Raw genomic sequence first — 24,755 nt, 5'->3', positions numbered from 1 at the left:
TACTGTAATATAATCGAAGTAATAAATTCATAGTTATTAATTCAGGATTTCTTCAAACTTAGTAAAAATTATCGGCAATGCCAGTCGTTCTCTAATAGATTGAGCATTTTTACCCATAGTCATTCTTAGTGATTCTGACTGCAATAAGTGGTTGATATTCGATGATAAATCGACAACATCATCTCGTTTTGCCACTAAAAAATCTACCCCTTTCGTCCCTAAATCTTCATAAGGAATTCCTTCCACACAAACGCATGGTAATCCGGCTGCCATTGCCTCACACAAAGCATTGGGAAATCCTTCCAATACAGAAGGCAAAACATACAAAGATGCTTTGGAAAAATAGGAATCAACATCTTTTACCTGTCCGACAAATTGAATATTGTCTCCTAATTTTAATCCCGAGGCTAATGATTTCATGGCAGGAAGTAACGGTCCGTCTCCCAACATTACTAATTGCCATCCTTCCCTATTTTCAATCATAGAAAATGCTCTAATTAAGGCCTCAGGGTTTTTTTCCCAAGCAAATCGGCCGACATAAAGCAATGTCTTTTCCTTAGCTATAGTAGTATCGACAATAACTTCTCTTATCGGATTGGGAATTACTTTAATATTGAGTTTGTTTGCAAATTTCTTTTCATTCCATTGGGCAGCTTTCGTAGTTTGTGCTACAAAAGTAGTGGAATAAGGATAAGTAATTTTTTTTAAGAAAGAGACATACCATTTGAACTTAAAATCAGGACTCGTTCGGTCTGAAATATGCACCTTCTTTTTTAAGCCAATACTCGCTATCAAAGTCAATGGGTTAAAAACATCTCCAAATGAAATAATATGTTGTGAGGAATTGGCTTTAAAGGCTTTTCTTAAATAAAAAATAATCCTGATGTAGTGAAAAATAATATTGCCCTGATTTCCGGGATGTTCTTTTTGAGGTGTAATTAGAGTTACTTTTGGGTCTAGAGGATAAAAAAGAGGTTCTTTTTTACAAGAAACTAAAGTAACCTGGTATCCATTATTTACAAACCAATTGGCCAAATTGGTCATTGCTCTTTGAATACCGCCTATTCCTAATTTTGGAGAAACTAAAATTACTTCTTTCAAGATTACTTCTTTAAGTTCAAAAACGTTTCTTTTAAATCTTCAATAATCCATTCATAAGGATTGAAGTTTCCGGCATGCCAATTCAAACTACTGTCCCAATAGCCTTCACAGGCATAATAGCCTTCTTTTCGATAACCATAACTCATTTCTACCAGTAAGGGTTTTCCGTCTCGGTAAACAAAATCAAATGCTATACATTGAGTTTTCACCTTTGACGCTATTTCAAAAGAAGTCTTTAACAACTCATCAGCAAACAACTCCTTTTTGTATTCTATATAACCGCTGCCACTGGCTCTGAAATCGTTAGGCCGTGTATAACGTTTTATCGCAAAAGCCTTGTCTTTAATAACAATAACCCGATAATCAGAATCATTATTAGGAATAAATTCCTGCAGATAAACATAACCCCAAGCCTTACCGCTCATGCGTTCATATTTGACAGGGTAAACCAAATGGGCTATGGCTTTGAAAATATCAATCATTTTCTTTTTACCCATTTTATAACGTCTGATAGCTTCTTTAATGCCATCGACAGCATCATATTCTCTTATGCCGCTTCCAAACATTTTTTGGCCAATGGCAATCAGCTCGCTTTCGCTTTTAACCAGCTTTACATTTCTACTTCCGGAACCGCCTTTTAACTTCCAAACAATCGGATAGGAACTGGTTTTAGCAAATTTTTTAAGAGATTTTAAATCGTAGAAAACATAATTTTCAGGCGTTGCTATATCTAACCCTTCAAACAGGTATTTTTGGGCTACCTTATCATCAAAATGCCAATTGGTATTGTGGTCAGGAAAAACCAATTTACCGGAAAATTCTAAAGCTTCCAATAATTTTTTGGCCATAAAATAATCCGTTGGATTGGACTGTTGATGATGCCATAATAAAATGTCAAATGATTTCATTTGTTCCATAATATCAGAATCATAACAGTTTACAATGGCAAAATCAATGCTATTGTCTTTACAGTATTCTATCCATTTTGAAGCAAAAGAGCCCGGATTATCATGTATTGCGATTCTCATGAATTACTTTTTAGTGTTTTTTAATCTTCTCTTTTAATATATGCTCCAGCAAATACTTATGAGATTCACATCTTATTAAATTGAGTAATAATAATATTTTCTTTTTACTGTACACTGAGGGAAGTATGCCTTTTTTAAATAAAGAACTCAACTTGCCTTCGTATGGATTTATAAATGCCAAATACTGCAACCCCATTTTTCCGGCAAATCTATTATATTCTTCTTGTAACTTTTGATCATCATTGATAATTTCGCTATATTTTTTTAGCTTAACTTCAAAATCTTGCAATGCTTGGGCTTTTAATTTTTTTATGCCTATTTCTTTATCATTTTGTAAAAACGGAATGATTTGGAAATCTAATTGGTCATTGATAACATTTAATCCGATGGCAACACCGGTATTCCAATTTTCGCCTTTCGATTTTTTATTGCTATCAAAGATAAAGTTGCCAAGACTGTAAAAAATTGGACAATCATGATACTTCTCATAACCGCTAAAGGTATGGGTATGATGCCCAATCACCGCTGAAGCACCGGCGTCTACAAAAAAACGGAATATTTTCTTCATATCAGGTGTGGGAAGCGGATGGTATTCATTGCCGCCATGGTAGATCACAATGATAAAATCTGTGGTGGAACGCAAGGCTTTAATTTGATAAAAATTCTCAATTACATCAACTCCGTTGGCACCCGATTCACTATTGATATCAGAAATCCACTCATGCTCACAAACGTTGATTATGGCAATTTTTTTTGACTTAATCTCTGTTATAAATGGTTTTCTTTTGGCAGTTTTAGAAAGCCCGGCACCGACAAAATTTAAATTAGACTCATCCAATCTTGTCAAAGTTTCCTTGAATCCTTCGATACCAAAATCCATTATATGATTATTGGCTAAAGTCACTAAATTTATATTTGCATCAAGTAAAGCTTCCATTACTAAAGGCTTCATAGAAATCACAGGACCTGTTTTAGGAGATGGATTTCCGGAGCTAACTACCGGTCCTTCGAGATTCACTATGGATAAATTTGATGCTTTCAAATCTTCATACAATTCACCAAACAATAAAGCATACTCTTTATTGGCTACAACAGCATCAAGTCTTCCTCCGGCATGTGGCCCAACATAAAAATCTCCGCAAACTAAAATATCATAACTCATTTTTTAGAAATTCTTATAAAGTTAGACAATTCCTCTGTATTCATAAATTCAATATCGGGGTATCTTTTTACTAAATCGCTAAGTATCTCACCAAACAATTTCAAATTACGCTCTCTGTTTTTTTCATCCAAGCCACCCATAAAATTAACCCTATGAGATGATAAAATAACCGGTGCTCCAACTAAAAAAGCAGCTTTGACTTCGTTTAAAATTTTTTGATGCCAATTGACATTTGGTCTTGTAGCTGGTTCAAAACCGGTATTTCGAATTAAAAAAATCTGTCCTAAACCATTACGATTTCCCATATAATGCTTGATGGTTTGATACCCTTCGTGATTGCCCGGCACTTTTTGAGCTCTACCGCCTTGAATAGTATTTACGCCTATTTTATCCAAAAAAACTTCATGATTGGGATGCCAAGTATAATTAGCCGCAATAAATGAGGTTGAAGGAAAACCAAAATTTTCTTTAAAAATGTGTTGCGCTTCCAAAAGTATTGACTCGTGTGCGTCTAATTCCTCCAAACTATTACCATCAAGTGCTGTTAAAAAACTTTTTCTTTTGGTGGAAGTTATGGTAGTACTCAATCCATAAACTTGGTTGTCAAAAGCCAGTCTGGTTGCTGAATCGCCATTTTTTAAAGCGCCCATCCAATTATTCAAAAAAATATGCTCTCGCCCATGCAATTGTGGGAAATATAATTTTTCTTTTATTCCTTGTTTGATTACATCCAATGTATGGTTAGCTCCTTGGTGCCTTTTGTAAGATTGATCGAATGTTTCAAAATAATAATTTTCAAAATTGCCTTCTCTTATTTTTTCATAATCGGGATTGGCGACGATAGTATTGGCTGTGATAATTGGAGAATTGCCGTTTTTATCTTTAATTTTATTCAACTGATTAAAGATAGCATCAAAATCTTGTACTGATTCCAGACTGTCAAAAGTATTGTAACCACATTGATCCACTTTGACACCGGCTTTCAATAAATTCTCAAAGGCTTGTTTTGAAGGCATCCTAACCGAACCCCAATCATCGGATTCGATGACTAAGATTTTTCTTTTGGACTTGAATCCTTTAGAATTCAATAAGATATTTTTTAAAATTTCTACCATTTTCCTTATACGTTTCGCCTAACTATATTTTATAAAACCAATCATTTCTCATCTACTTAAACATAAAGCTCATGCGATACATTATCCGCTAATTAAAAAATAAGAAGACAGCCAATTTCCAAAAATAAGATTCGGGAAATTAAAAATGGTCTTCGCCATATAGGCAAAATTTATAAAGTTTAATACGATGAGCAGGCTTATGAAATGAAAGAATGTTTTATTTTTCAAGAAGAAAGCTTTGTTTTGCTCAAAAGAAACTTTGGTAGAAGCAATCATAAAAAATAATACAAAATAAAAATAAAAATTGCTGACAGAGAAAAAACGACTTCCATGCAGGACTGAAGAAGCAAAATTAGTCAATGAATATGACAACAAAGCCATTATCAACATATCTTCATAAAACTTATTCTGTGCTAAAAATTTTTTCCTTTTAAGAATAAAAAACAACAAACTAAACATTAAAATTTGTCTAGAATAAGTAATTATTCCTCTATTTATAGCTCTTCGGGCAGAACCTTCTTTTACCGCTTTTGCATATCGCTGGTCGTTGCTTTCAATGCCTTCTTCGGAAGCATAGGCATCCACTTGATTGGAGATACTCTCTCTAAGATACTGCTTGGAAAAAGTATCAACCACACTAGAAAGATTAGAGTTAGAATACACAAAAGACAATCCAAATAATAAGATTGCAATATTGGTTCTTCTTTTCATATTCTTGATCGCCAAATAAACGAAAGGCAAAATGGTGTAAAACAGAAATGAAAAGTGAATAAAAGGCGTTAATAAAATGATATACAAAAATTTCTTCTTACCGTTTAAAGTATATTCCAACAAACACCACGTAAAAAAAATTACAGCCGAATTGTATCTAAATGCTGTAACAACTGTAAAAGGAAGAACAGTATACAATGCTAAGACATAAAACCAAGGAATATATGCTCTGTAATTTGGATCTAAATTATCAGAGATTACTTTAATACACTTATAAAATAAAAAATAATAAATTGTTGTAAAACAGACGGTAATAAAATAAAAATCGCTTGAGATGGAATTAATTATTTTGGAAAGAAGCGGATAAAAAAAATCTTTTTCCAAAAAAATTTCTACCAAAGATGTGTTTTTATAATACACCGAACGAGTCACATACCTATACATGTCAGAAGTAGGTGCATTAAACATGTTAATCCCAACAAACGCTGCAAAAAACATGAAAAATAAAAGTAAATATCTCGATTTTAAATCTTTAAAGACACTAATAATTGTTGGGAGCGGCCAAACAAAAACAAAAAGTAACTTGGGTACAATACTGCTTCTCATAACTTTTTATTTAGTGGTAATTTTGGTATTATACTTTTCTAAAAAAAGCACTTTCTTCAACAAAAAATAATTAAAGAAATATAAAAATATGTAATTTATTAGAATTCCTATTGATATAGTACTCAATAAATCCACATCAAATACCAGGTAACACAGAATTGGGAAAACGGCATAACCCAATAATTCGAAAAAAAGAAAAACGTAAGCCTCTTTGTAAGCCTTTAAAGTATACAGAATGTTGTGTGTCGTGGCATAACTTGAAAAAATAAATGCAACCGACATAATTTGAATCGAAAAAACAGAAGCGGCAAATTTCGGGAAAAACGTTTCAATTATGTAAGGCATAAAAATAATAACAACTATTGAAAACGGTATAGAAATCAGAGGATAAAATAAAATCATTTTCCTCATATAAGGCCAGAGCAATGCCGCTTTTCCTTCCTTGCCGTATTTAAAACCCATTTGTGGTTGCAAGAATTGATTAATTTGACTTGGTAATAAATTCATCATTCCCTTTAATGCCATCGCAGGTGAAAACAATCCCAGTTGGAGTACACCACCAATACTCAGTATAATCCATTTAGGAAAACTTTGAGCCAACACTCTTAATTGGTAAAACGACATGATGATCATACCTCGCTTAAACAATTTTTGCAAAAAATCTTTGGAAAAATCAGGTTTTATGTCCTTGTATGGCGAGAAAACAAATAGTAAAATCGTATGCTGAACTACTACAATGATATTAAATAACAGTATTCCATAGTAGTGATATTTGTAAACAAAATAGGCTGAAAGTAGCGTTAACACACTTTCAATAATATATATTTTGGTTAGTTTATCAAATGATTTTGAGGTTCTAAAGGTGGAAATCAAATGTAATGTTAACGAAGTGCTTGCCGCAATAACACAGATTGTACCGATGCCGAGTGTAAGGTCTAAGTTATCTGTAAAAAAGAAAGAACCAAGTGTGATGAGAAATCCAATGACGATAAACAAAGTCGAAACAAAATAAGAATACCATCGTGCTGAAGATATGTACTTCTTATAATCTTTATCGTTATTCCCCATCAATATGGGTAATTCAATGGACAAACCATTTTGAATTCCGAGTTGAAAAAAAGGAATATAGGCTAAAAAAATCGACACCGCGTTCCACAAACCAAGCTCATACGGATTCAACCATTTCATAATAACAATTCCGACAAACATTTTGGAAATGCTGTTTATAGTACTCGACAAACTATAATAAGAACCGGTCTTAATTAAATCGTTAGATTGAAACTTATGGTAAATTTTTTTTAACATTTAAAAATCAATTTCATTCAAATCATCAATATTAACAATATGATCTGTTGGGTTTCCGATATCAACTTGGGTAAAAATATTGCCAAAATGATACAACTTATAGGTATAATAATACTTACACGTTTCATTATAAGCAAACATAGAGGTCGATGCCGCACTCAAAATAATGGTGTTTTTCATGGTTAAAACATATAACTCAGCAGGAATTTTGTTCCTGATCATCATAATGTTTTCATAGTCATTGTACAAATCGAGTTGACCAGGTTCTGAATTTGGATGAGATTTATAAATGATTTTTTTATTGGGAAACTTTTTAATCAAGTAATCAAATATTTCTTTTTCTCGTTCCCAATAGATTTGTTTCCAAGCCTGACCGAGATACAAAATAGATTCGACATCAAAATCAACTTTAAACTGGAACAATTTATTGGAAAACGCTATTGATTCTTGAGAATAATAGGGCAATTGAAGCAACTTTTTGCGGGTTCTGTTATTGTATTTCTCCGGATAATTCAACCAAACTTCATCTACTTCTTTAGAAAAAGCATATTTGTAGTTGTTGTGAAATCCAATTAGCGCGACTTGCTTGCGCTTAAACATTTCTTTATAATCATTGAGCGTATCTCTGAGTATACAATATAAGAGTCTTTTCTTTCTGTAATGATGATAAGGTTTGGTTCCGTCTTGCAACAATGAAATTATAATATCAGTCTTGGCCAGTTTATTAATTATAAACAACGTCTCAGAACAGTTTTCTTGGAAAAAGAAAAAACGCTCAGGATTAATTTCTTTGAGTTGGTTAACAAAGTCAATATTTCCAAATTTGTTTCTCTCTAGTTCTTTGAAAACCATAAAGTCTTCTTGACTGTCAAAATCATTGATTATTCTTCCCTTGAGATAATAAATAATATTATTACAATCTTTGTAATTGTTAAAAATAGTATTGACAGACATTAACACATGGTATTGTGTCCTCACTAAAAACACATTCGTTTTTTTCATTCTATTACCTAAATTAATTTCTGTTACAAAGTAGCATCGTTATCCAAAAAATCCAAACTCATTCTGGATCCTTTTTCTAAATCTTGATTACTCTTTTTTCCAATGATTTGATTGTAATATTTTGGATGCAAACCAAAGCCCGGCCTGATACTTTTGACATGCTCTTCCGTAATTACATCTCCTTTTTTCAGGTCTTTGACAACATATAAGGAGCGTGAAAAATCTTTGCCTTTGGCTTGTTTGTCCGTTAATTGATAATCGACAACACCCATCGCTTTTTCTGCTTCTCTAACGGATTTTACCATGGCTGTAAATTCTTGCTCATTCATCGAAAAGGAAGCATCCGGTCCTCCGATAGAACGGTCTAAAATAAAATGCTTTTCTATGATTTTGGCACCAAAACAAGTGGCTACTACCGGAACAGTTGCACCCATGGTATGGTCGGACAATCCGGTAATCACGCCAAAACGTTCTGCAAAATCTTTAACCATGACCATATTGGCCTCTTCAATCGGTGCCGGATAACTTGACGTACATTTCAATAAAGCGATATCGTTATTACCCATTCTTCGGCAGGCATCTAAAGCCAATTCGATGTCTTCTGTAGTGGCAATACCGGTCGACATGATAATGGGTTTTCCTTTGCTGGCGGTGTATTCAATCAGAGGTATGTCTGTAATTTCAAAGGAAGCTATTTTATAGGCCGGCGCATTTAATGATTCTAACAAATCAACGGCTGTTTTATCAAATGGGGAAGAAAAACAGATCAATCCATTTCTTTCTGCTTCATCAAATATTATCTGATGCCATTCCCAAGGCGTATAAGCTTCTTGGTATAATTCATATAAATTCTTACCATCCCAAATGGTTCCTTTGATTAAAAAATCCTCTTTTTTGGAATCAATAGTTATCGTATCTGCGGTGTAGGTTTGCAATTTTATACAATCTGCTCCTGCTCTTTTGGCGGCACGAACTGTTTCTAAGGCAGTCTCTAAACTTCCGTTGTGATTGGCAGAAAGTTCAGCGATTATAAATACCTGTGAATCTTTATTTATATTGAAGTTCTTAATCTTCATAGTAGTTTGAATTTTATGGTATTTTCATTTAAAAACTCCTCCTTAAAACTTAAATCTCTAAAGATTTTTAAAGAGGCCTTATTTTCATTCTCAACAATTCCAACAATAGCATAATTTTGCGAATCCATTCTAAAGTGTTCTATACCTTCTTTTACTATTTTTTTTCCAAAACCATTTCCATGAAATTTTGGATCAATCAAATAGCTGATAACCGCTTCCCTATCCACTTGGTCAAAACGAATAGATCCGACAGGTTGCTCATCAACCATTGCAATGTAATAATAAACTTTTGGGTCAATAATTTTAGCATTAAACCATAACTTATGACTTTCAAATTCTATTTTATTTTTAGTGAGCGCATACTTTCTGACGACTTCATTTGAAGCCCAATCAAAAGTAATATTTACATCTGAACTATTGGCTTTTCTTAGCTCCAGTTTGCTTTTATATTTGGCATGTATCACTACATCTTTAAATTTGTTTTCAAAAAAACAATGGTCTTTCAGTACTGCTTCTTTTTGAAAACCGGTAGATTCCAGTACTTCATACAAATGCGGTCTCAAATCAAAAGCATAAGTATATATTTTATGCAAATTCAAATCTTGAAAAGCTACTTGTTCTATTAAGCCTAAATAAACTGACCAAATCTCATGAAAACGTTCCTTTTCGAGAGAAGTATCCATAATAAAGGATATTTCAGCATTTTTATCAATCCAATTAAGATGCACTAAACCGCCATAACCAATGCAAACGCCATGCTCCAGAAAAGAAAATAAAATTTGATTCGGGAATTCTTGTTCAAAAAGAGAACCAACCACTTGGTTAAAATAGTTCTCTTGATCTTCAGCAGTCAAGGGTTTATTTTGCCGTAAATGATAAATTTGTTCATTTCTCCATTTCATGATTGCCATCCTATCCTCAAAACGAATAGGAACAATAGCAAAATGGCCAACGGAAAACACTTGCTTATGCAATACTTTGTATTTCATAGGACTAATTTAATCTCTTGAAACCCGAATGACAAATAGGTCCTTCTAACAAAGAATTAATGTCTAAAGTACCATTTTCATGTTCTTTTATTTTTTTATAAACCGTATCTAATTCCGAAAAATATTGCTCAAAATCGACATCTTCATGCGCAATTGAAGCATAAAAATTAGTACTGGCTAAAAATCCTTTTTTCAACATTTCCTGAGTGATAAAGGTTTTGAACAACAAGGCATTATCACTATTAAAAGCATAAGTAGTTAGTGATGGAATTCCTGACACTGTGATGGACAGCTTATTATCATTAGCTAACTTTTGCCATCCTTCTTGCATTTGTTTGCCTTTGGCAGTAATAATCTCCCAAGATTTGATGCGCTCCATAACTTCAAGTGTCTTTAAAGCCGCTGTCGGACCAATTCGCTCAGTCCAAAAGGTACTGCTGATAAAAGTCTTCTGAGCTGCTTCCATTACTGATTTTTTTCCAACCACTGCGGTCAAGGCGTATCCGTTTCCAATCGTTTTACCATACATAGCCATATCCGGCTCAACTCCATATTTTTTATAAATACCGCCAAAGGTTTCTCTGAATCCCGAAGTACATTCATCAAAGATAAGGACGATATTTTTCTTGGTAGCTAAATCTCTGACTTTCTGTAAAAAATTATCCTCAGGGCCAAAATTTCTAACCACTTCCATTTTGATTACTCCAATATCTTGAGTCGCTACGATGGTTTCCAATTCTTCAATGTTATTGTAATGAAAAGGAAAAACAGAATCTTTTAAATTTTTTGGAACACCTGCTGGTTCTAAACCAGGTAATAAATGTCCCGAAAGGCCATCACCGCTGTTGTGATTAGTAGACAAATACCAATCATGCCAACCGTGATAACCGCAAATGGCTACTTTATCTTTTCCGGAGGCAGCGCGGGCAATTCTGATGGCAATGGCATTGGCTTCTCCACCACTTCGAGCAAAACGAACCATATCTGCCCAAGGATTCATTTCAATAAGTTTCTCCGCTAAGTAAACTTCCTCAGGACAATTTAAGGTACTCATATTGCCATTAAGAACTGTTTTCATAACAGCTTCATCTACTTCGTCATGACCGTAACCTAAGGTATTGGTACCAATTCCCATGATCGACATATCGGTAAATTGGTTTCCATCCAAATCCCACACTTTATTTCCTTTTGATTTAGAAAAATAACTCGGCCAATTGTCCGGCAAAAACATTTCCGGTCTTTTGGATAATAGCATTGTACCACCGGGAATTAGTGATTTTGCTTTTTCATATAATTTTTGTCCCGTTCTATTGCCCATTTGTATCTTTATTTAGTGATTTTAAATAGCCTTCGTTTCTGATAATATTTTGATTCTCTAATATTTCTTGATGTTCTATAATGTAATTGGTGTAAGACTTCCAGTCTTTGTCAATGCCTAATTTTTGAATTAAGACCGCTACCGTTTCTAAATCTGACGGTTCATCAACGGTCATTCTCACATGATTAAAATTTTCGGGAGCATTGTAATTCCTAGCTTTGAACATATTGCCATTATTGAAATCTGTATTTTTTCGAATATAAGGAGTAACATGTTCTCTGTCGGATGATAATGTGGCTTCTTCCCATGCTTTTTGCAAAGCTTTAAAAGTAAAAACCTCTACGTCTTGTCCGTCGGGAAAATTCTCAATCAATATATTGGCGCCGTAATCAAGTTTGTGTTCTTGTACCATGCTAATGACCTCGTCTATTAGGATGGCATCAATCAAAGGACAATCAGAAGTTACCCTAACAACGTAATCCGGATTATGATTCGCCACTGATTGGTAAAACCTATCCAAAACATCCTCGGTCGAACCTTTAAAAGCTTCAACTCCGGCATTGTTTGCAATGGCTACTATTTGGTCTGATTTGTTTTCATGAGTGGTAGCCACTATAATTTGGCTTGCCAATTTTGACTTTTTCAGCCTTTCCAGATGAACGCCCAATAAAGTTGAATCTCCTAGTGTTTGAAGAACTTTTTCGGGAAATCTGCTACTTCCGATTCTGGCTTGGGTTACTATAATTATTTTGTTCATTACCATTTTGAAGGATTTAACAAGTCTAAATCGGTCACCTCTATCAAATCAATTTGATTGAAAACTGCACCATCAATTGTCTCTTTTGCCCATTTGATATTGTTTTCAAGTTGCGTTACGGTGTCAACTCCAATTAACACCTTATCGATATAACTTTTACTCAGGGCATATTGCAAAGCCAAATGTCCCATTTCGATTTTATTTTCAACAGCTATTTGCTTTAACTTATTTAAAAAGGGTTTAACAGCCGTTAACTTTTCGGGGACTTTATCCTGATTTAAAAAAAATAATCCTTGCAAAAAACAAGAACGGGTGTGTATTTCTTTTTTTTGTTCTCTCAATTTTTCAACAATAGCATTTCTTTTCAAATGATTGTCTAATAAATTAAAAGGAAGCTGTACAACGCTTACCCATTCATCATTAATTAAAGCTTCCATTTCCTCATTGGTATAAACAGAAACCCCAATTCTTTTAAAATATTTGGAAACACCGGTGGCATAAATCTCCTTTAAATCAGGCTTATTATTGAGATAGGATTCAAAGGAATGAAACATAATCGTGTCTATTTGTTCCAGCTTCATCGAATGAATACTGTTGATCAAAGACTGCAACCAGGTTACCGAGGAATCTTTACTGAATTTTGTATTAACCGTAAACTTTTGATTAGCATTTAGTTCATGAAAATTACCAATTCTGTTCTCCGCCAAACCATAAGCTGCTGCAGTATCAAGTGTTCTTATTCCTGAATTATAGGCGCAAGCTAAAATAGCATTGACATCATTCTCCGAAGGCATGCCTATGGAATTATTAATACCATAATTGATTCCGAATTGAACCGTTCCCAATATCAACTTCTCTTTCATGAAAAATCAATTTAGGTATTTACAATTTTATTTAAAATGGCGAAAGCCTCTTCTTTATCGAATTCCCACCATTTGCTTTCTAACAAAGCAGTCCTTTCTGAAGGGGTAAGTCTTTCAGAAAGAATTTTAGCCGGTGTACCGGCAACAACGGTAAATGGAGGAACGTCTTTGGTCACAACCGATTTACTTCCTATTACTGCACCAATGCCAATCTCGATGCCAGACATAATGGTAACGCCTTCACCTATATAAACGTCGTGCCCAATTTTTAAAACATTTTGCTTTTTTAAATCTATCGTTTTGTCTTTTGAACAATCAAAACTTTCTTTGCTTTTGCCAAATTGATATTCAAAAGGATAAGTGGTTAACCTACTCACATCGTGTCCGATAAGTCCAAGTCTGCAATCTGCACCGATATGGCAATAATTCCCAATCTCAACATTATATAAAACGGTGCTGGGTTTAAAATAGGAATATTTCCCAATGCTTGCCATCCCAACTCTTCTAGACTGATCACTATAGTAAGCTTCTGAATAGTATCTCTTAATCTTATCAGGAGCTGCATTTAAGGAAATTAATTGTTCTTTAACCCTTTCAAAAGCTATAATACCTACTACAATCAAATCAAAAAGCGAAAGATCTGCTTCATAAGGACTCAATACTTTAACACCTTCGTAAGTGGAACTACTCAATCTGCTATCATTATCAATAAAAACAAAAGTTACTTCTTGATGGTTAATTAATGATGAAGAATACAAGTTTCGGTAAACTTCCAATCCTTCTCTACAGGCTCCAAAAACAGCTATGTTTTTCATATTTCTTTATTGTAAAAGCTAACGACTTTATCAATTACAAACTGTTGTTCTTCCTCTGTCAATGTTGGATACATCGGCAAACTGATACAGTGTTTATAATAGTTTTCCGCCTTGGGCATGTCACCATCTTTCCATCCCATTTGTCTGTAATAAGGCATTAAATGACAAGGAATATAATGTATTTGGGCAAAAATATTTTGAGTTCTCAAATAATTATAGAGACCTAGTCTATCGGCTACTTCTAGGATATACAAATGATAAGCATGTCCTTCAACAACTCCGGATTGACCTTTTATAAATGATTTACCTTTAAAGGCTTCTTCATATTTTTGAGCAATATTTCTTCTTCTGACGATTCCTTCGTTGGCTCTTTTTAATTGGCTTAAGCCTAAAGCAGCTTGAAAATCGGTTAATCTATAGTTAAAACCTAACTCCTGCATTTCCATATACCAACCGGGATAATTATTATCACCACCAGCGAACTCTATGGAATTAGTATATAAATCTTCCGATTTTACTATGCCATGCGTTCTTAACATCAACAATTTTTTATATAACTTTTCATCGTTAGTGGTAACCATTCCACCTTCACCCGAAGCGATGTGCTTGACTGGATGAAAAGAAAATATGGCTAAATCGGCAAAATTTCCGTTGCCACAATTTTGGTGATTTCCATTGCTATCAATAAAATAACCACCGGGTGAATGGCAAGAATCTTCCACTATCCATAGGTTGTATTTATCGGCTAACGCTTTAAATTTTTCTAAGTCGACGGCTCTTCCGGCAAAATCAACCGGAATAATACCTTGATAGGTTCCTGATGGAGACGCTTCGAGTAATTTCTCAACTGATTGATAATCCAAGAGATAGGTTTCCGGATCAATATCTGCAAAAACTACCTCGCCGCCACAATACCGAACACAATTGGCAGAAGCAGCAAAAGTGATAGGTGTTGTGATTACTTTTTGCCCGGGTTTAACTTCTAACGCTAAAGTGCACAAATGAAGTGCAGCAGTTCCATTGGCAACAGCCACGGCGTATTTACTGCCTATATATTTTGCAAAAGCTTCTTCAAAAGAGGCAATCATTGGCCCTTGGGTAAGGTAGTCTGACTGTAAAGTTTCAACGACAGTCGCTAAATCTTCCGAAGTAATATTTTGTCTTCCATAGGGGATCGCTTTTCTCATAGCACAAAATTGGAATCAACATGTTCCTTTATCAAAGCCCTCATGCTGTCTACCGTTTCCCATTCAGTATTCTCTCCTGAATTATAAGTAAAACCTACCGGCACTTTTACTGCATCTAAGGTATTGACAAAGTTCTCCACTGACCAATTAGGTCTGGAAGGCAAAATGGCGTAGTATTTTCCTAAATCGTAGGTATTAAAAGAATCAGAAGCCGTAATCATTTCTTCATGAACCTTTTCTCCCGGACGAATTCCGACCACTTCTTTTTTGCATTCTGGTCCTATAGCTTCCGCTACATCTAATATTTTATAGGAAGGTATTTTTGGCACAAAAAGTTCACCGCCCCAAGCATGTTCTAAAGCATGCATAACCATATCAACACCGCCTTGCAAAGAGATATTAAATCTTGTCATTTCAGGGTCAGTAATAGGCAATATGCCTTCTTTTCTCTTCTTAATAAAAAAAGGAATAACCGAACCGTTTGAACCCATCACATTCCCGTAGCGAACTACCGAAAATCGAATTGGGTTATGGCCTTTAATATTATTAGCAGCAACAAATAATTTATCCGACGTTAACTTGGTGGCACCATATAAATTTATTGGAGCGCAAGCTTTGTCTGTTGACAAGGCTACAACGCGTTCAACAGTAGTCTCTAATGAAGCGTGAATTACGTTATCAGCACCACCAATATTTGTTTTCACACACTCATCCGGATTATACTCTGCAATAGGCACATGCTTCATTGCAGCGGCATGAATTACATAATCAACTCCTTTAAAAGCACGCATTAATCGCTCTCTATCGCGAACATCCCCAATAAAAAACCGAATTTGAGGATAGCTTTGTGAAGGATAGTCTTGCGCCATCTCAAATTGCTTTTGCTCATCTCTAGAGTAAATGATTAGCTTCTTTATTTCAGGATGCTTATGAAGTATATGTGAAGTAAGTGCTTTACCAAGTGATCCTGTACCACCGGTGATTAATAACGTTTTGTCTTTTAGAAACATTTTTTAGGTTATGATTAAAATAATTTAAAAGTTTAAAATACAAGCAGACATCAGAAAATGTAATTAAAATAAATACTACATCTCAACTCAGCCAAAATAACTAATTAACTATAAAAGTAATTAATATTACAATCAACCACACTGGTCATTATAACGATTACAAATATAAATAAATTTGAAGCTTTCAAGGCAAAAGCCATAAATAAATAGCAAACAACATTTTAATTAACCATAAATTCACATAAAACACTTTCATCCACCCAATTCCCAGTAAAAACCCTTAGCTAACTTTACACTCTTTGTTACCAAAAAAAAATCCCCATCTCGTTTACCGAGACAGGGATTTCTATATAATCAGAACCGGAATTCTTAAACTCCAATTCCTTAATTCTTAATTTTAATTATCGTTTAATCACTCGAAGGGTTTTCACTTCTTCACCTTGTGTAATAATAACATTGTAAACGCCACTTGGGTATTGCTCACCAATAGTCATACTTTTCATATCCGAAACAGCAACGCTTCTTTGATCTACAACTCTTCCAACCATATCATAAACCTTGATACTTACTGATGATTGACTCTCTGTGGTCAAATCAATCAAGAAGTTGTTTGCAAATGGGTTTGGATAAGCTTTAGCAGCAAACGCTGATGTAACAACCATTTTAGTAGCTACAGATGGTGTTCTGATAATACAATCTTTACCCACAGGACCTTCGCCATAGTGAAGCAATTTCACATAAACCACATAATCCGTATCTGCTAACTCGCCGTCAATCATATCCAAAGTAAAGTAGTTTCCGGAACGTGTAGTGCTTAATGGTGTTCCTGTTGGTACTCCATTCACTAATTGTTGTAATAAGAACTCATAAGAAGCACCCGACACAAACTCACTGTAAATAAGTTCTGAATTTGATTGTACTTGGTAAGGACCAGGAGTCTGCTCATTTCCATCACTACATTGTGAAGACTGAAGACCTACCGTTGGGAATGGCGGTGTACTGATGATACATGGCGTACTAAATTCTGATTCATAATAAACGCCATCGATAAGGATTTCTACCATTACCGAAACATTATACTCAGAATCATAAGTCAATGACAATGATGGGAAATTATTCAAACGGAAACTCGTGAAACTAGTCTTGAAATCATAAGCTTGTGCACTACCAACTTTCTGTACACGGTAGGTATAATTCACAGCATTCGGTACTGAGTTAACATAAATTCTATCCAAGATAGTCGTCAAAGTCTGACCACACTGATTAGCTGAAACGCTGATAGTAGAAGCCGCCGGTGTACTTACATTACAAACTGTGCTATAATCTGAGGTAAATGATACCCCATTGATAACAACATCCGATTGAACTTCTACCAAATAAGTCTTACCAAAAGTAACATTCAAATTAGGTACATTGGTCAATCTAAAACTTGATGAAGTTGTAGTAAGTGTGAAATAAGTCGTTGGTGCTGTAGACAAAGCAACTCTCCATCTGTAAAGTACAGAACCTGAAACTGTAGAAGCATAAATTCTTGTATTCAAAGACTCTAAAGTCTGACCACATAATGAAGTTACTTGATTCGATGGAACACTTGGAGTAGTAATAACACATACGCCACTGCTATAAGGCTGTAAAACGCCATTAACGATAGCAGCTACTTGAACATTATAACTTGTTCCGTAAGCAAAAACACTACTGTTAATCATGCCCATATTAAAACTGGCAACATTGCTATCTACTGTAGTAGACATAGCCGTAACATTATTGGTCACTTTAAATCGATAACCTAAAACACCTACAACGCCACTTGGTACAGAACATTTTATTCTTGAACCAACTGCCAGTAAGGTCTGACCACAATAATTAGTGATATTGGTAAAATAAGCACCTGTTACGGTATTGGCTATAACATTACTATCGACGGTTAGTGTCGATAAACAAGTGCCTCCCGTTACTGTGATACTAACACTAACCTGATCACCATTGGCCAAGTTATTCTCATTGGCTGTACTAACAGTATAAGTATTAGAAGCACCGTCTTGAACCGATACACCATTTACCTTGAAATCATAACTCGCAGTGCCGCCACCTAAATTTCCGGCATTGGCCGTGAAAGTAACACTTGTGCCATAAGCAAACGTATTATCAGCATCACTGCTTACTAACGAAACCGTTGGAGTTGTTAGAGGTGTAATCATTATTGTTGCCTGAGCTGAAGCTGAACAACCATTAGCATTGGTAACCGTGACAGTATAAGCTGTCTCAGCAGTTGGAGAAACCACAATGGCAGCGGTAGTCTGTATCGGATTAGTATTCCAAGAATAAGAAGTTCCTCCGCTAGCAGTTAAGGTTGCAGAGTCACCTGAACAAACTGTACTATCATTATTAGCAACTCCTGATGCATCTGTTTCAACAATAGAAGCTGTTGGAAGCGCATTGACTGTTACTTGTCTTTGCCCATTAGACCATGCACCGGCACAATCTTGCGGAGTTACAAAACAAGCAAAAGTAGCATCTTGAGTTAATGCAACAGGGCTAAAAGAAGCGCCCGAACCTACAAGCGTCCATGTTTCCGGAATAACAGAACCGGTTGGAGCAGTAGTAATACCATCAAAACGATACCATTGATAGGTATAAGAACCTGTACTTCCTGAAGCAGAGCTTACAGTGATAGTACTTGGTGCAGTACCACTACAGATGGTCTCAACTGAAGAACTAACAGTACATGTATAAGTTGAAGAAGATGTATTTCTTGGAGAAGGCGTCGTCGCTGTAAAATCTGTCGCGTTATTATTCGTATCTGTACAACCACCATTAATTCTTACAGTTGCAGTGGTATTAGTATGAAGTGGTCCTGGGCTAGTTTCACTGCAATTTGCTGAAGACCCAAATCCGATAAAATCAATAAGAGCTGCAGATGGACAAGATGTTCCATCATAGGAAGTAGTTGCATTTGAAAGCGCAATTTTTCCACTACCAACTCCAATATTGAATAATGAAGTAGCATCTGGCGTTGGTAAAAGTGCCCCAACAGCTCCGCCGGAAGCTCCTTGAATTAAATAGTATCCTTTCGCTGGTATAGTACCTGACAGATTAACTTCAGTCCATGTTGTACCCGTCGCAGATGCTTGTTGAATTGACCATCCGGTTAAAGAAACACTATTGTCGCTTGAATTGTATAATTCTACAAAATCATTTCTATAGGTAGCCCCTGAATTTCCGCCACCACCATATATTTGACTTATAACTACATGATTTGCTCCAGGAGCAGGAACATCCAAATTTGAAACACTTCCAACAACCAATGCCGAACTTACAGTAACAATAATTTCTTCCGAAGAATTACTTAAACAACCATTACTATCAATAACTTGAACACTATAATTACCCGAAGTGGAAACTTCTATAGAAGAGGTTTCTTCATCATTTGACCACAAATAAGCATCACCTACACTTGAAGTTAAGGTTACGCTTTCTCCCGCACACAAAGTTGTTGAGCCACTAGGAGTAATCGTTGGAGTAGCTGGTAAAGGATTAACAGTTACAGAAGTTACTTCTGAAACCGGACTTTGACAACCATTAGCTGCAGTTACAACAACCGAATAATCACCTGAAACACCTACATTGATAGCTTGTGTAGTAGCTCCGTTTGACCATAAATAACTTTCACTTGCATTTGCAGTTAAAACAGCACTGTTGCCTTCACATAAAGTGATTGATCCTGAAGGATTTATTGTAGCTTCCGGTGTATCGATAACTTCTACTTTTACAGTATTGGAAGCCAAAGCTTGTAAACCACTATTTTGAACACATTCATTATCAACAGCATACGCGACACAGAAATAATAACGAGTTTCTACAGTGGCTGTCGATGGAGAATAAGTACTTGAAGTTGCGCCATCAATTTGAGTAGCACCTAAAACAGTATTATCATCAGTTAAGTTGTAATACCATTGGTATTGTATGGTTGGGGTTCCGTTTATACCGCTAGTAGCAGCAGTAGCTGTAAGCAATGTAGCAACCGAACCTTCACAAACGATTTGATCATTACCTGGCGCAATAGTAGTACCGGATGGACAAACAGGTTGAGAAGCAGAAGTTACACTAAAACTACCATCTACATAAGTAAAATTATAATTGTCAGAAACACCACCAGTAGCAACTATGCTATAGTTATTCACTACAGCTATATTGGCCGTTGGACTATCTGCTGTTGGTGCAGTAATCAAATCAGTCTCATCCTCTCCATTTACAAAACCTGTGTAACTAACAGTAAATGATGGAATACTTGAATTTTGTACTGCAGTTTTATCATCAGCAGTTACGGTTAAGCCTGCTTTAGCAATTGTAAAACTGTATGCCGCAGAAGAAGCACTTAGATAATTATCATCTTCAGCAACCGTTGCTACAACATTATAGTCACCGGCATTGGTTGGCTTCACTGCGGTTGGACCATAAGCTACCGATCCATAAGTAGTTCCTGAATAACTGTAAGAACGTGTTCCTGTAGAACTAGTCGTAGAAGAATCAGGTCCTTGTGGTGAGCCATTATATTCAAGTGATTGGAAACCGGAAGCAGTTATAGTCGGAGTCGCTTTATCCGTAGTTACATTAACACTCGTTGTAATTGTATTGTAATTAGCCGTATCTGTTGGTGTAAAAGTCACACTATAACTGGCCGTACCTGCATTAGGTGCTGTACTAGAAGTTGTAAAAGCAAAAGTCCCAAGCACACTTACGGAGCCGCCTGTTAAACTAGAAGCAACCAAGGTCTGACCGAAAGTTATGTTTGAAGCTGTTGGGTTTGTTGTAATCGTTGGAGTAGCTTTATTAACCGTCAATGCCTGAGTAACAGGATTGGCAGCACAATAAGTACCATCACCCGCTTGTGAAGCGGTGATTGTAGCAGTACCAGCACCTTGAATTGTAACGATTCCATTTGCATCAACCGAAGCCACACTACCATTACTAGTTCCATAAGTAACGGTAAGACCGGATGGAGTAGCATTAGTGAACACACTATAAGTTGCATCACCAAAAGTTTTAGTAACCGGTGTAGCTAAAGCCGTTATGGTTTGAGAAGTACATGTAGGTATTGCAACTCCATTTATAACAACATCATCCATACGGAATGTCCCTCCACTTGCAGGGTTACCACTAGAAGGATTACCATCCGCTTCTCCGTCACTTCTACATACAAGTCGTATAACTACGTTTGGATTATTATCTAATGCGTTTATTGAAGAAAAATCAATCGTTCTTGATGCACATGAAGAAGCATTTGTACTAGATAAAGTGGAAAGTGTAGTAAAAGTTCCGCTTGTACCAGTTGAACTATATTGTACATTAAATGCTGCCGGCCCAGTATTTGAACTCCTTACATTTAAAGTCATTGTTGTAATTTCGTAACCTGTTGTAGGTGCAAGAATTTGGATATAATCACCTGCTGCCCAAGCTGACCCTCCATAACCATTACCTGTACAACCTGTCGATGCAAATGATATACCGTTTGAACTAATAGTCGTTGTTCCTCCCGGCAAATTAGTAACCGCATTGTTGTTTGCTGTGAAGTCCCAAGTCATTATGGGACCCTGTGCCCAAGCCGTGTTGAGCGAGAGACAAATCAACAAAAGCCAAATAGGCTTTCTAAAAAGTAAAATATTTTTCATAGATAAAAAGTTTAATTACAAGACAAAATTACTCAATAATTAACTCTTAAAAATTATAAAAGATTAACTAATTGTTAACCAATCACAAAGAAGCTTTTGGACGATTTTTTTATGTATTTAATCGATAAAAAAATAGTATTTACAAAAAAATTTATAAGAAATTTAAGAAGTTTGATATTAGTTATGGGTAAAAGGACAATAGCCTAACAAAAATATAATCCGTTTTATTGCGATAAAAAAGGTTGCATATATGCTTAAGACCTTAAAGAAAGGGTAATCGATAAAAGTTCAAGCAGAAAACAAATCGCGGTAAAAAAAAATCCCTATCTCGTTTACCGAGACAGGGATTTAAAAATCTTAATACGCTTTACTTAATACTTAGTATCTCGTAATTTGTAATTATCTTATCTTTTAATCACTCGAAGGGTTTTCACCTCTTCATCTTGAGTAACAACCACATTGTAAACGCCACTTGGGTATCTATCTCCTATTGGGAAAGAACTTAAGTTAGAGGCTTTTGACTCATGTGATTCTACTAATCTTCCAACCATATCATAAACCTTGATACTTACTGATGATTGACTCTCTGTAGTCAAATCAATCAAGAAGTTGTTTGCAAATGGGTTTGGATATGCTTTAGCAGCAAACGCTGATGTAACAACCATTTTAGTAGCTACTGATGGTGTTCTGATAATACAATCTTTACCCACAGGACCTTCGCCATAGTGAAGCAATTTCACATAAACCACATAATCCGTATCTGCTAACTCGCCGTCAATCATATCCAAAGAAAAGTAGTTTCCGGAACGTGTAGTGCTTAATGGTGTTCCTGTTGGTACTCCATTCACTAATTGTTGTAATAAGAACTCATAAGAAGCGCCCGACACAAACTCACTGTAAATAAGTTCTGAATTTGATTGTACTTGGTAAGGCCCAGGAGTCTGCTCATTTCCATCACTACATTGTGAAGACTGAAGACCTACCGTTGGGAATAATGGTGTTCTGATGATACATGGCTCACTAAATTCTGATTCATAATAAACGCCATCGATAAGGAGTTGTACCATTACCGAAACATTATACTCAGAATCATAAGTCAATGACAATGATGGGAAATTATTCAAACGGAAACTTGTGAAACTAGTTGTGAAATCATAAGCTTGTGCACTACCTACTTTCTGTACACGGTAGGTATAATTCACCGCATTCGGTACCGAGTTAACATAAATTCTATCCAAGATAGTCGTCAAAGTCTGACCACACTGATTAGCTGAAACGCTGATAGTAGAAGCCGCCGGTGTACTTACATTACAAACTGTGCTATAATCTGAGGTAAATGACACTCCATTGATTACAACATCCGATTGAACTTCTACCAAATAAGTCTTACCAAAAGTAACATTCAAATTAGGTACATTGGTCAATCTAAAACTTGATGAAGTTGTAGTAAGTGTGAAATAAGTCGTTGGTGCTGTAGACAAAGCAACTCTCCATCTATAAAGTACAGAACCTGAAACAGTAGAAGCATAAATTCTTGTATTCAAAGACTCTAAAGTCTGACCACATAATGAAGTTACTTGATTCGATGGAACACTTGGAGTAGTGATAACACATACGCCACTGCTATAAGGCTGTAAAACGCCATTAACGATAGCCGCTACTTGAACATTATAACTTGTTCCGTATGCAAAAACACTACTGTTAATCATGCCCATATTAAAACTGGCAACATTGCTATCTACTGTAGTAGACATAGCCGTAACATTGTTGGTCACTTTAAATCGATAACCTAAAACACCTACAACGCCACTTGGCACAGAACATTTTATTCTTGAACCAACTGCCGGTAAAGTCTGACCACAATAATTAGTGATATTGGTAAAATAAGCTCCTGTTACGGTATTGGCTATAACATTACTATCGGCGGTTGGTGTCGATAAACAAGTGCCTCCCGTTACTGTGATACTAACACTAACCTGATTACCATTGGCCAAGTTATTCTCATTGGCTGTACTAACAGTATATGTATTAGAAGCACCATTTTGAACCGATACACCATTTACCTTGAAATCATAACTCGCAGTACCGCCACCTAAATTTCCGGCATTGGCCGTGAAAGTAACACTCGTGCCATAGGCAAATGTATTATCGCCATCACTGCTGCTTAACGAAACCGTTGGAGCTGTTGGTTGAATAATAGTTAAATTCAAAGTTTTAGTATCAGTACAACCGCCTCCAATTGGAGTTTCTGAAGTGTAAGTACCACTTTCAGTATAAGTTTGACCGTTACCAGCTGTCCAAGTATAAGAACCACATGCTGTTTCTGTAATAGAACTAGAGGTATTTGTACATGTATTCAACAAGTAGGGTGAATTAACATAAGAAAATGACAAATTAGCACCTACACCATAGGTAGTACTACTTATATTGGTACCGACATAAACAGTTGCCTGAGTAGTTGCATATCCTCCTTGTGCAGCTCCTTGAAAAGCTAACAAAGCATTACTTTGACTTGTCCAGTTTACACCTCCAGCATTTGCAAAAGTAAAGCGTCCAATTTTATATGGAACACCTATAGTCAACACTGGTGAGTTATCAATAGTTGCAGGTGAAGAAGTCTGAAAACGCAAATGGTTTTTAGTTGCGCTATACTGATGAAGTACATTGGCATATGGATTTAAACCATTTAGTCCTTCTGAACGAGAACCAGCCTCGTATGTATAATTGGTATTATTACCAGTAGCATTTGTTGAACCATTTAATATGAGTGAACTATAATTAATACCTATGCTTAAATTTGCAAGTTTAATTTGAGTAGTACCATCATTAGTAATGTAAACATCATAAGACAAAGTATTTGTAGTTGATGTAAAATTTGTTATTGTATAAGTAAGGTGCGCTTGTGAATACGAAGTAACAAACGAAAACAAAACAAAACAAAGCAATAACCAATCTTTTTTAATTTTTTTAAATTTTGTAGACATATTAAAGTTATTTAATTAATAAATTTTTATAAGCTTATAAAAGATCACCATGCATAT

General features: G+C 35.5%; 17 protein-coding genes. All 17 read right to left on the bottom strand.

Annotated elements, in window-relative coordinates; genetic code table 11:
• Window positions 1-36 precede the first annotated feature (36 nt).
• Window positions 37-1,101, bottom strand: coding sequence for a glycosyltransferase (locus C8C84_RS07475; protein ID WP_121312935.1), 1,065 nt, complete (start codon window positions 1,099-1,101; stop codon window positions 37-39).
• 2 nt (window positions 1,102-1,103) lie between these two features.
• A complete protein-coding gene (locus C8C84_RS07470; RefSeq protein ID WP_121312934.1) occupies window positions 1,104-2,129 on the bottom strand; it encodes a RimK family alpha-L-glutamate ligase in 1,026 nt (341 codons plus the stop codon).
• Window positions 2,130-2,139: 10 nt separating this feature from the next.
• Window positions 2,140-3,291 carry a CapA family protein gene (locus C8C84_RS07465; protein WP_121312933.1) on the bottom strand — a complete coding sequence of 384 codons (1,152 nt, stop codon included), beginning with the start codon at window positions 3,289-3,291 and terminating at the stop codon, window positions 2,140-2,142.
• Complete coding sequence (locus C8C84_RS07460; protein ID WP_121312932.1) at window positions 3,288-4,406, bottom strand: hypothetical protein; 1,119 nt, start codon at window positions 4,404-4,406, stop codon at window positions 3,288-3,290. The genes C8C84_RS07465 and C8C84_RS07460 overlap by 4 nt, the downstream gene beginning before the upstream one ends.
• 81 nt (window positions 4,407-4,487) lie before the next feature.
• Window positions 4,488-5,723 (bottom strand): EpsG family protein, encoded by a 1,236-nt coding sequence (locus tag C8C84_RS07455; RefSeq protein ID WP_121312931.1) that lies wholly within the window; start codon window positions 5,721-5,723, stop codon window positions 4,488-4,490.
• Between the two features lie 6 nt (window positions 5,724-5,729).
• The gene (locus tag C8C84_RS07450; RefSeq protein WP_121312930.1) at window positions 5,730-7,028 is read right to left on the bottom strand and encodes a lipopolysaccharide biosynthesis protein; all 1,299 of its coding nucleotides are present in this window, start codon (window positions 7,026-7,028) and stop codon (window positions 5,730-5,732) included.
• Window positions 7,029-8,030: a polysialyltransferase family glycosyltransferase gene (locus C8C84_RS07445; RefSeq protein WP_121312929.1), complete on the bottom strand. Its 1,002-nt coding sequence runs from the start codon at window positions 8,028-8,030 to the stop codon at window positions 7,029-7,031.
• Between the two features lie 23 nt (window positions 8,031-8,053).
• Window positions 8,054-9,106, bottom strand: coding sequence for a pseudaminic acid synthase (pseI, locus tag C8C84_RS07440; protein ID WP_121312928.1), 1,053 nt, complete (start codon window positions 9,104-9,106; stop codon window positions 8,054-8,056).
• On the bottom strand, window positions 9,103-10,095 hold the full coding sequence (locus C8C84_RS07435; protein WP_121312927.1) for a GNAT family N-acetyltransferase: 993 nt from the start codon (window positions 10,093-10,095) through the stop codon (window positions 9,103-9,105). The genes pseI and C8C84_RS07435 overlap by 4 nt, the downstream gene beginning before the upstream one ends.
• Window positions 10,096-10,099: 4 nt before the next feature.
• Window positions 10,100-11,413, bottom strand: a complete 1,314-nt coding sequence (locus C8C84_RS17120; RefSeq protein ID WP_199717109.1) for an aminotransferase class III-fold pyridoxal phosphate-dependent enzyme — start codon at window positions 11,411-11,413, stop codon at window positions 10,100-10,102.
• Window positions 11,403-12,170 carry a cytidylyltransferase domain-containing protein gene (locus tag C8C84_RS17115; RefSeq protein ID WP_199717107.1) on the bottom strand — a complete coding sequence of 256 codons (768 nt, stop codon included), beginning with the start codon at window positions 12,168-12,170 and terminating at the stop codon, window positions 11,403-11,405. Before C8C84_RS17115 ends, C8C84_RS17120 begins: the two co-directional genes overlap by 11 nt.
• Window positions 12,170-13,033, bottom strand: a complete 864-nt coding sequence (locus tag C8C84_RS07425; protein WP_121312926.1) for an aldo/keto reductase — start codon at window positions 13,031-13,033, stop codon at window positions 12,170-12,172. The genes C8C84_RS17115 and C8C84_RS07425 overlap by 1 nt, the downstream gene beginning before the upstream one ends.
• Before the next feature lie 11 nt (window positions 13,034-13,044).
• Window positions 13,045-13,848, bottom strand: coding sequence for a CatB-related O-acetyltransferase (locus C8C84_RS07420; protein WP_121312925.1), 804 nt, complete (start codon window positions 13,846-13,848; stop codon window positions 13,045-13,047).
• Entirely contained in the window at window positions 13,845-15,035 is a 1,191-nt protein-coding gene (pseC, locus tag C8C84_RS07415; RefSeq protein ID WP_121312924.1) for a UDP-4-amino-4,6-dideoxy-N-acetyl-beta-L-altrosamine transaminase, read from the bottom strand. Before pseC ends, C8C84_RS07420 begins: the two co-directional genes overlap by 4 nt.
• Window positions 15,032-16,045 (bottom strand): UDP-N-acetylglucosamine 4,6-dehydratase (inverting), encoded by a 1,014-nt coding sequence (pseB, locus tag C8C84_RS07410; RefSeq protein ID WP_121312923.1) that lies wholly within the window; start codon window positions 16,043-16,045, stop codon window positions 15,032-15,034. The genes pseC and pseB overlap by 4 nt, the downstream gene beginning before the upstream one ends.
• Before the next feature lie 401 nt (window positions 16,046-16,446).
• Window positions 16,447-21,714 (bottom strand): MBG domain-containing protein, encoded by a 5,268-nt coding sequence (locus C8C84_RS07405; protein ID WP_121312922.1) that lies wholly within the window; start codon window positions 21,712-21,714, stop codon window positions 16,447-16,449.
• A gap of 404 nt (window positions 21,715-22,118) precedes the next feature.
• Window positions 22,119-24,698, bottom strand: a complete 2,580-nt coding sequence (locus C8C84_RS07400) for a T9SS type A sorting domain-containing protein (RefSeq protein ID WP_121312921.1) — start codon at window positions 24,696-24,698, stop codon at window positions 22,119-22,121.
• Window positions 24,699-24,755 lie beyond the last annotated feature (57 nt).

It is taken from the genome of Flavobacterium sp. 102, from assembly GCF_003634615.1.
In the GTDB taxonomy this organism is placed as follows: domain Bacteria; phylum Bacteroidota; class Bacteroidia; order Flavobacteriales; family Flavobacteriaceae; genus Flavobacterium.
The sequence above is the reverse complement of the archived record's forward strand: the minus strand, read 5'-3'. Positions and strand labels throughout refer to the sequence as shown.

Excerpts from the sequence above, each read along its gene's own strand:
- C8C84_RS07460 (WP_121312932.1), bottom strand. The coding sequence starts at position 4,406 with ATGGTAGAAATTTTAAAAAATATCTTATTGAATTCTAAAGGATTCAAG.
- pseB (WP_121312923.1), bottom strand. The coding sequence starts at position 16,045 with ATGTTTCTAAAAGACAAAACGTTATTAATCACCGGTGGTACAGGATCA.
- C8C84_RS07445 (WP_121312929.1), bottom strand. The coding sequence starts at position 8,030 with ATGAAAAAAACGAATGTGTTTTTAGTGAGGACACAATACCATGTGTTA.
- C8C84_RS07455 (WP_121312931.1), bottom strand. The coding sequence starts at position 5,723 with ATGAGAAGCAGTATTGTACCCAAGTTACTTTTTGTTTTTGTTTGGCCG.
- C8C84_RS07425 (WP_121312926.1), bottom strand. The coding sequence starts at position 13,033 with ATGAAAGAGAAGTTGATATTGGGAACGGTTCAATTCGGAATCAATTAT.
- pseI (WP_121312928.1), bottom strand. The coding sequence starts at position 9,106 with ATGAAGATTAAGAACTTCAATATAAATAAAGATTCACAGGTATTTATA.
- C8C84_RS07400 (WP_121312921.1), bottom strand. The coding sequence starts at position 24,698 with ATGTCTACAAAATTTAAAAAAATTAAAAAAGATTGGTTATTGCTTTGT.
- C8C84_RS17115 (WP_199717107.1), bottom strand. The coding sequence starts at position 12,170 with ATGAACAAAATAATTATAGTAACCCAAGCCAGAATCGGAAGTAGCAGA.
- C8C84_RS07465 (WP_121312933.1), bottom strand. The coding sequence starts at position 3,291 with ATGAGTTATGATATTTTAGTTTGCGGAGATTTTTATGTTGGGCCACAT.
- pseC (WP_121312924.1), bottom strand. The coding sequence starts at position 15,035 with ATGAGAAAAGCGATCCCCTATGGAAGACAAAATATTACTTCGGAAGAT.
- C8C84_RS07420 (WP_121312925.1), bottom strand. The coding sequence starts at position 13,848 with ATGAAAAACATAGCTGTTTTTGGAGCCTGTAGAGAAGGATTGGAAGTT.
- C8C84_RS17120 (WP_199717109.1), bottom strand. The coding sequence starts at position 11,413 with ATGGGCAATAGAACGGGACAAAAATTATATGAAAAAGCAAAATCACTA.
- C8C84_RS07405 (WP_121312922.1), bottom strand. The coding sequence starts at position 21,714 with ATGAAAAATATTTTACTTTTTAGAAAGCCTATTTGGCTTTTGTTGATT.
- C8C84_RS07435 (WP_121312927.1), bottom strand. The coding sequence starts at position 10,095 with ATGAAATACAAAGTATTGCATAAGCAAGTGTTTTCCGTTGGCCATTTT.
- C8C84_RS07450 (WP_121312930.1), bottom strand. The coding sequence starts at position 7,028 with ATGTTAAAAAAAATTTACCATAAGTTTCAATCTAACGATTTAATTAAG.
- C8C84_RS07470 (WP_121312934.1), bottom strand. The coding sequence starts at position 2,129 with ATGAGAATCGCAATACATGATAATCCGGGCTCTTTTGCTTCAAAATGG.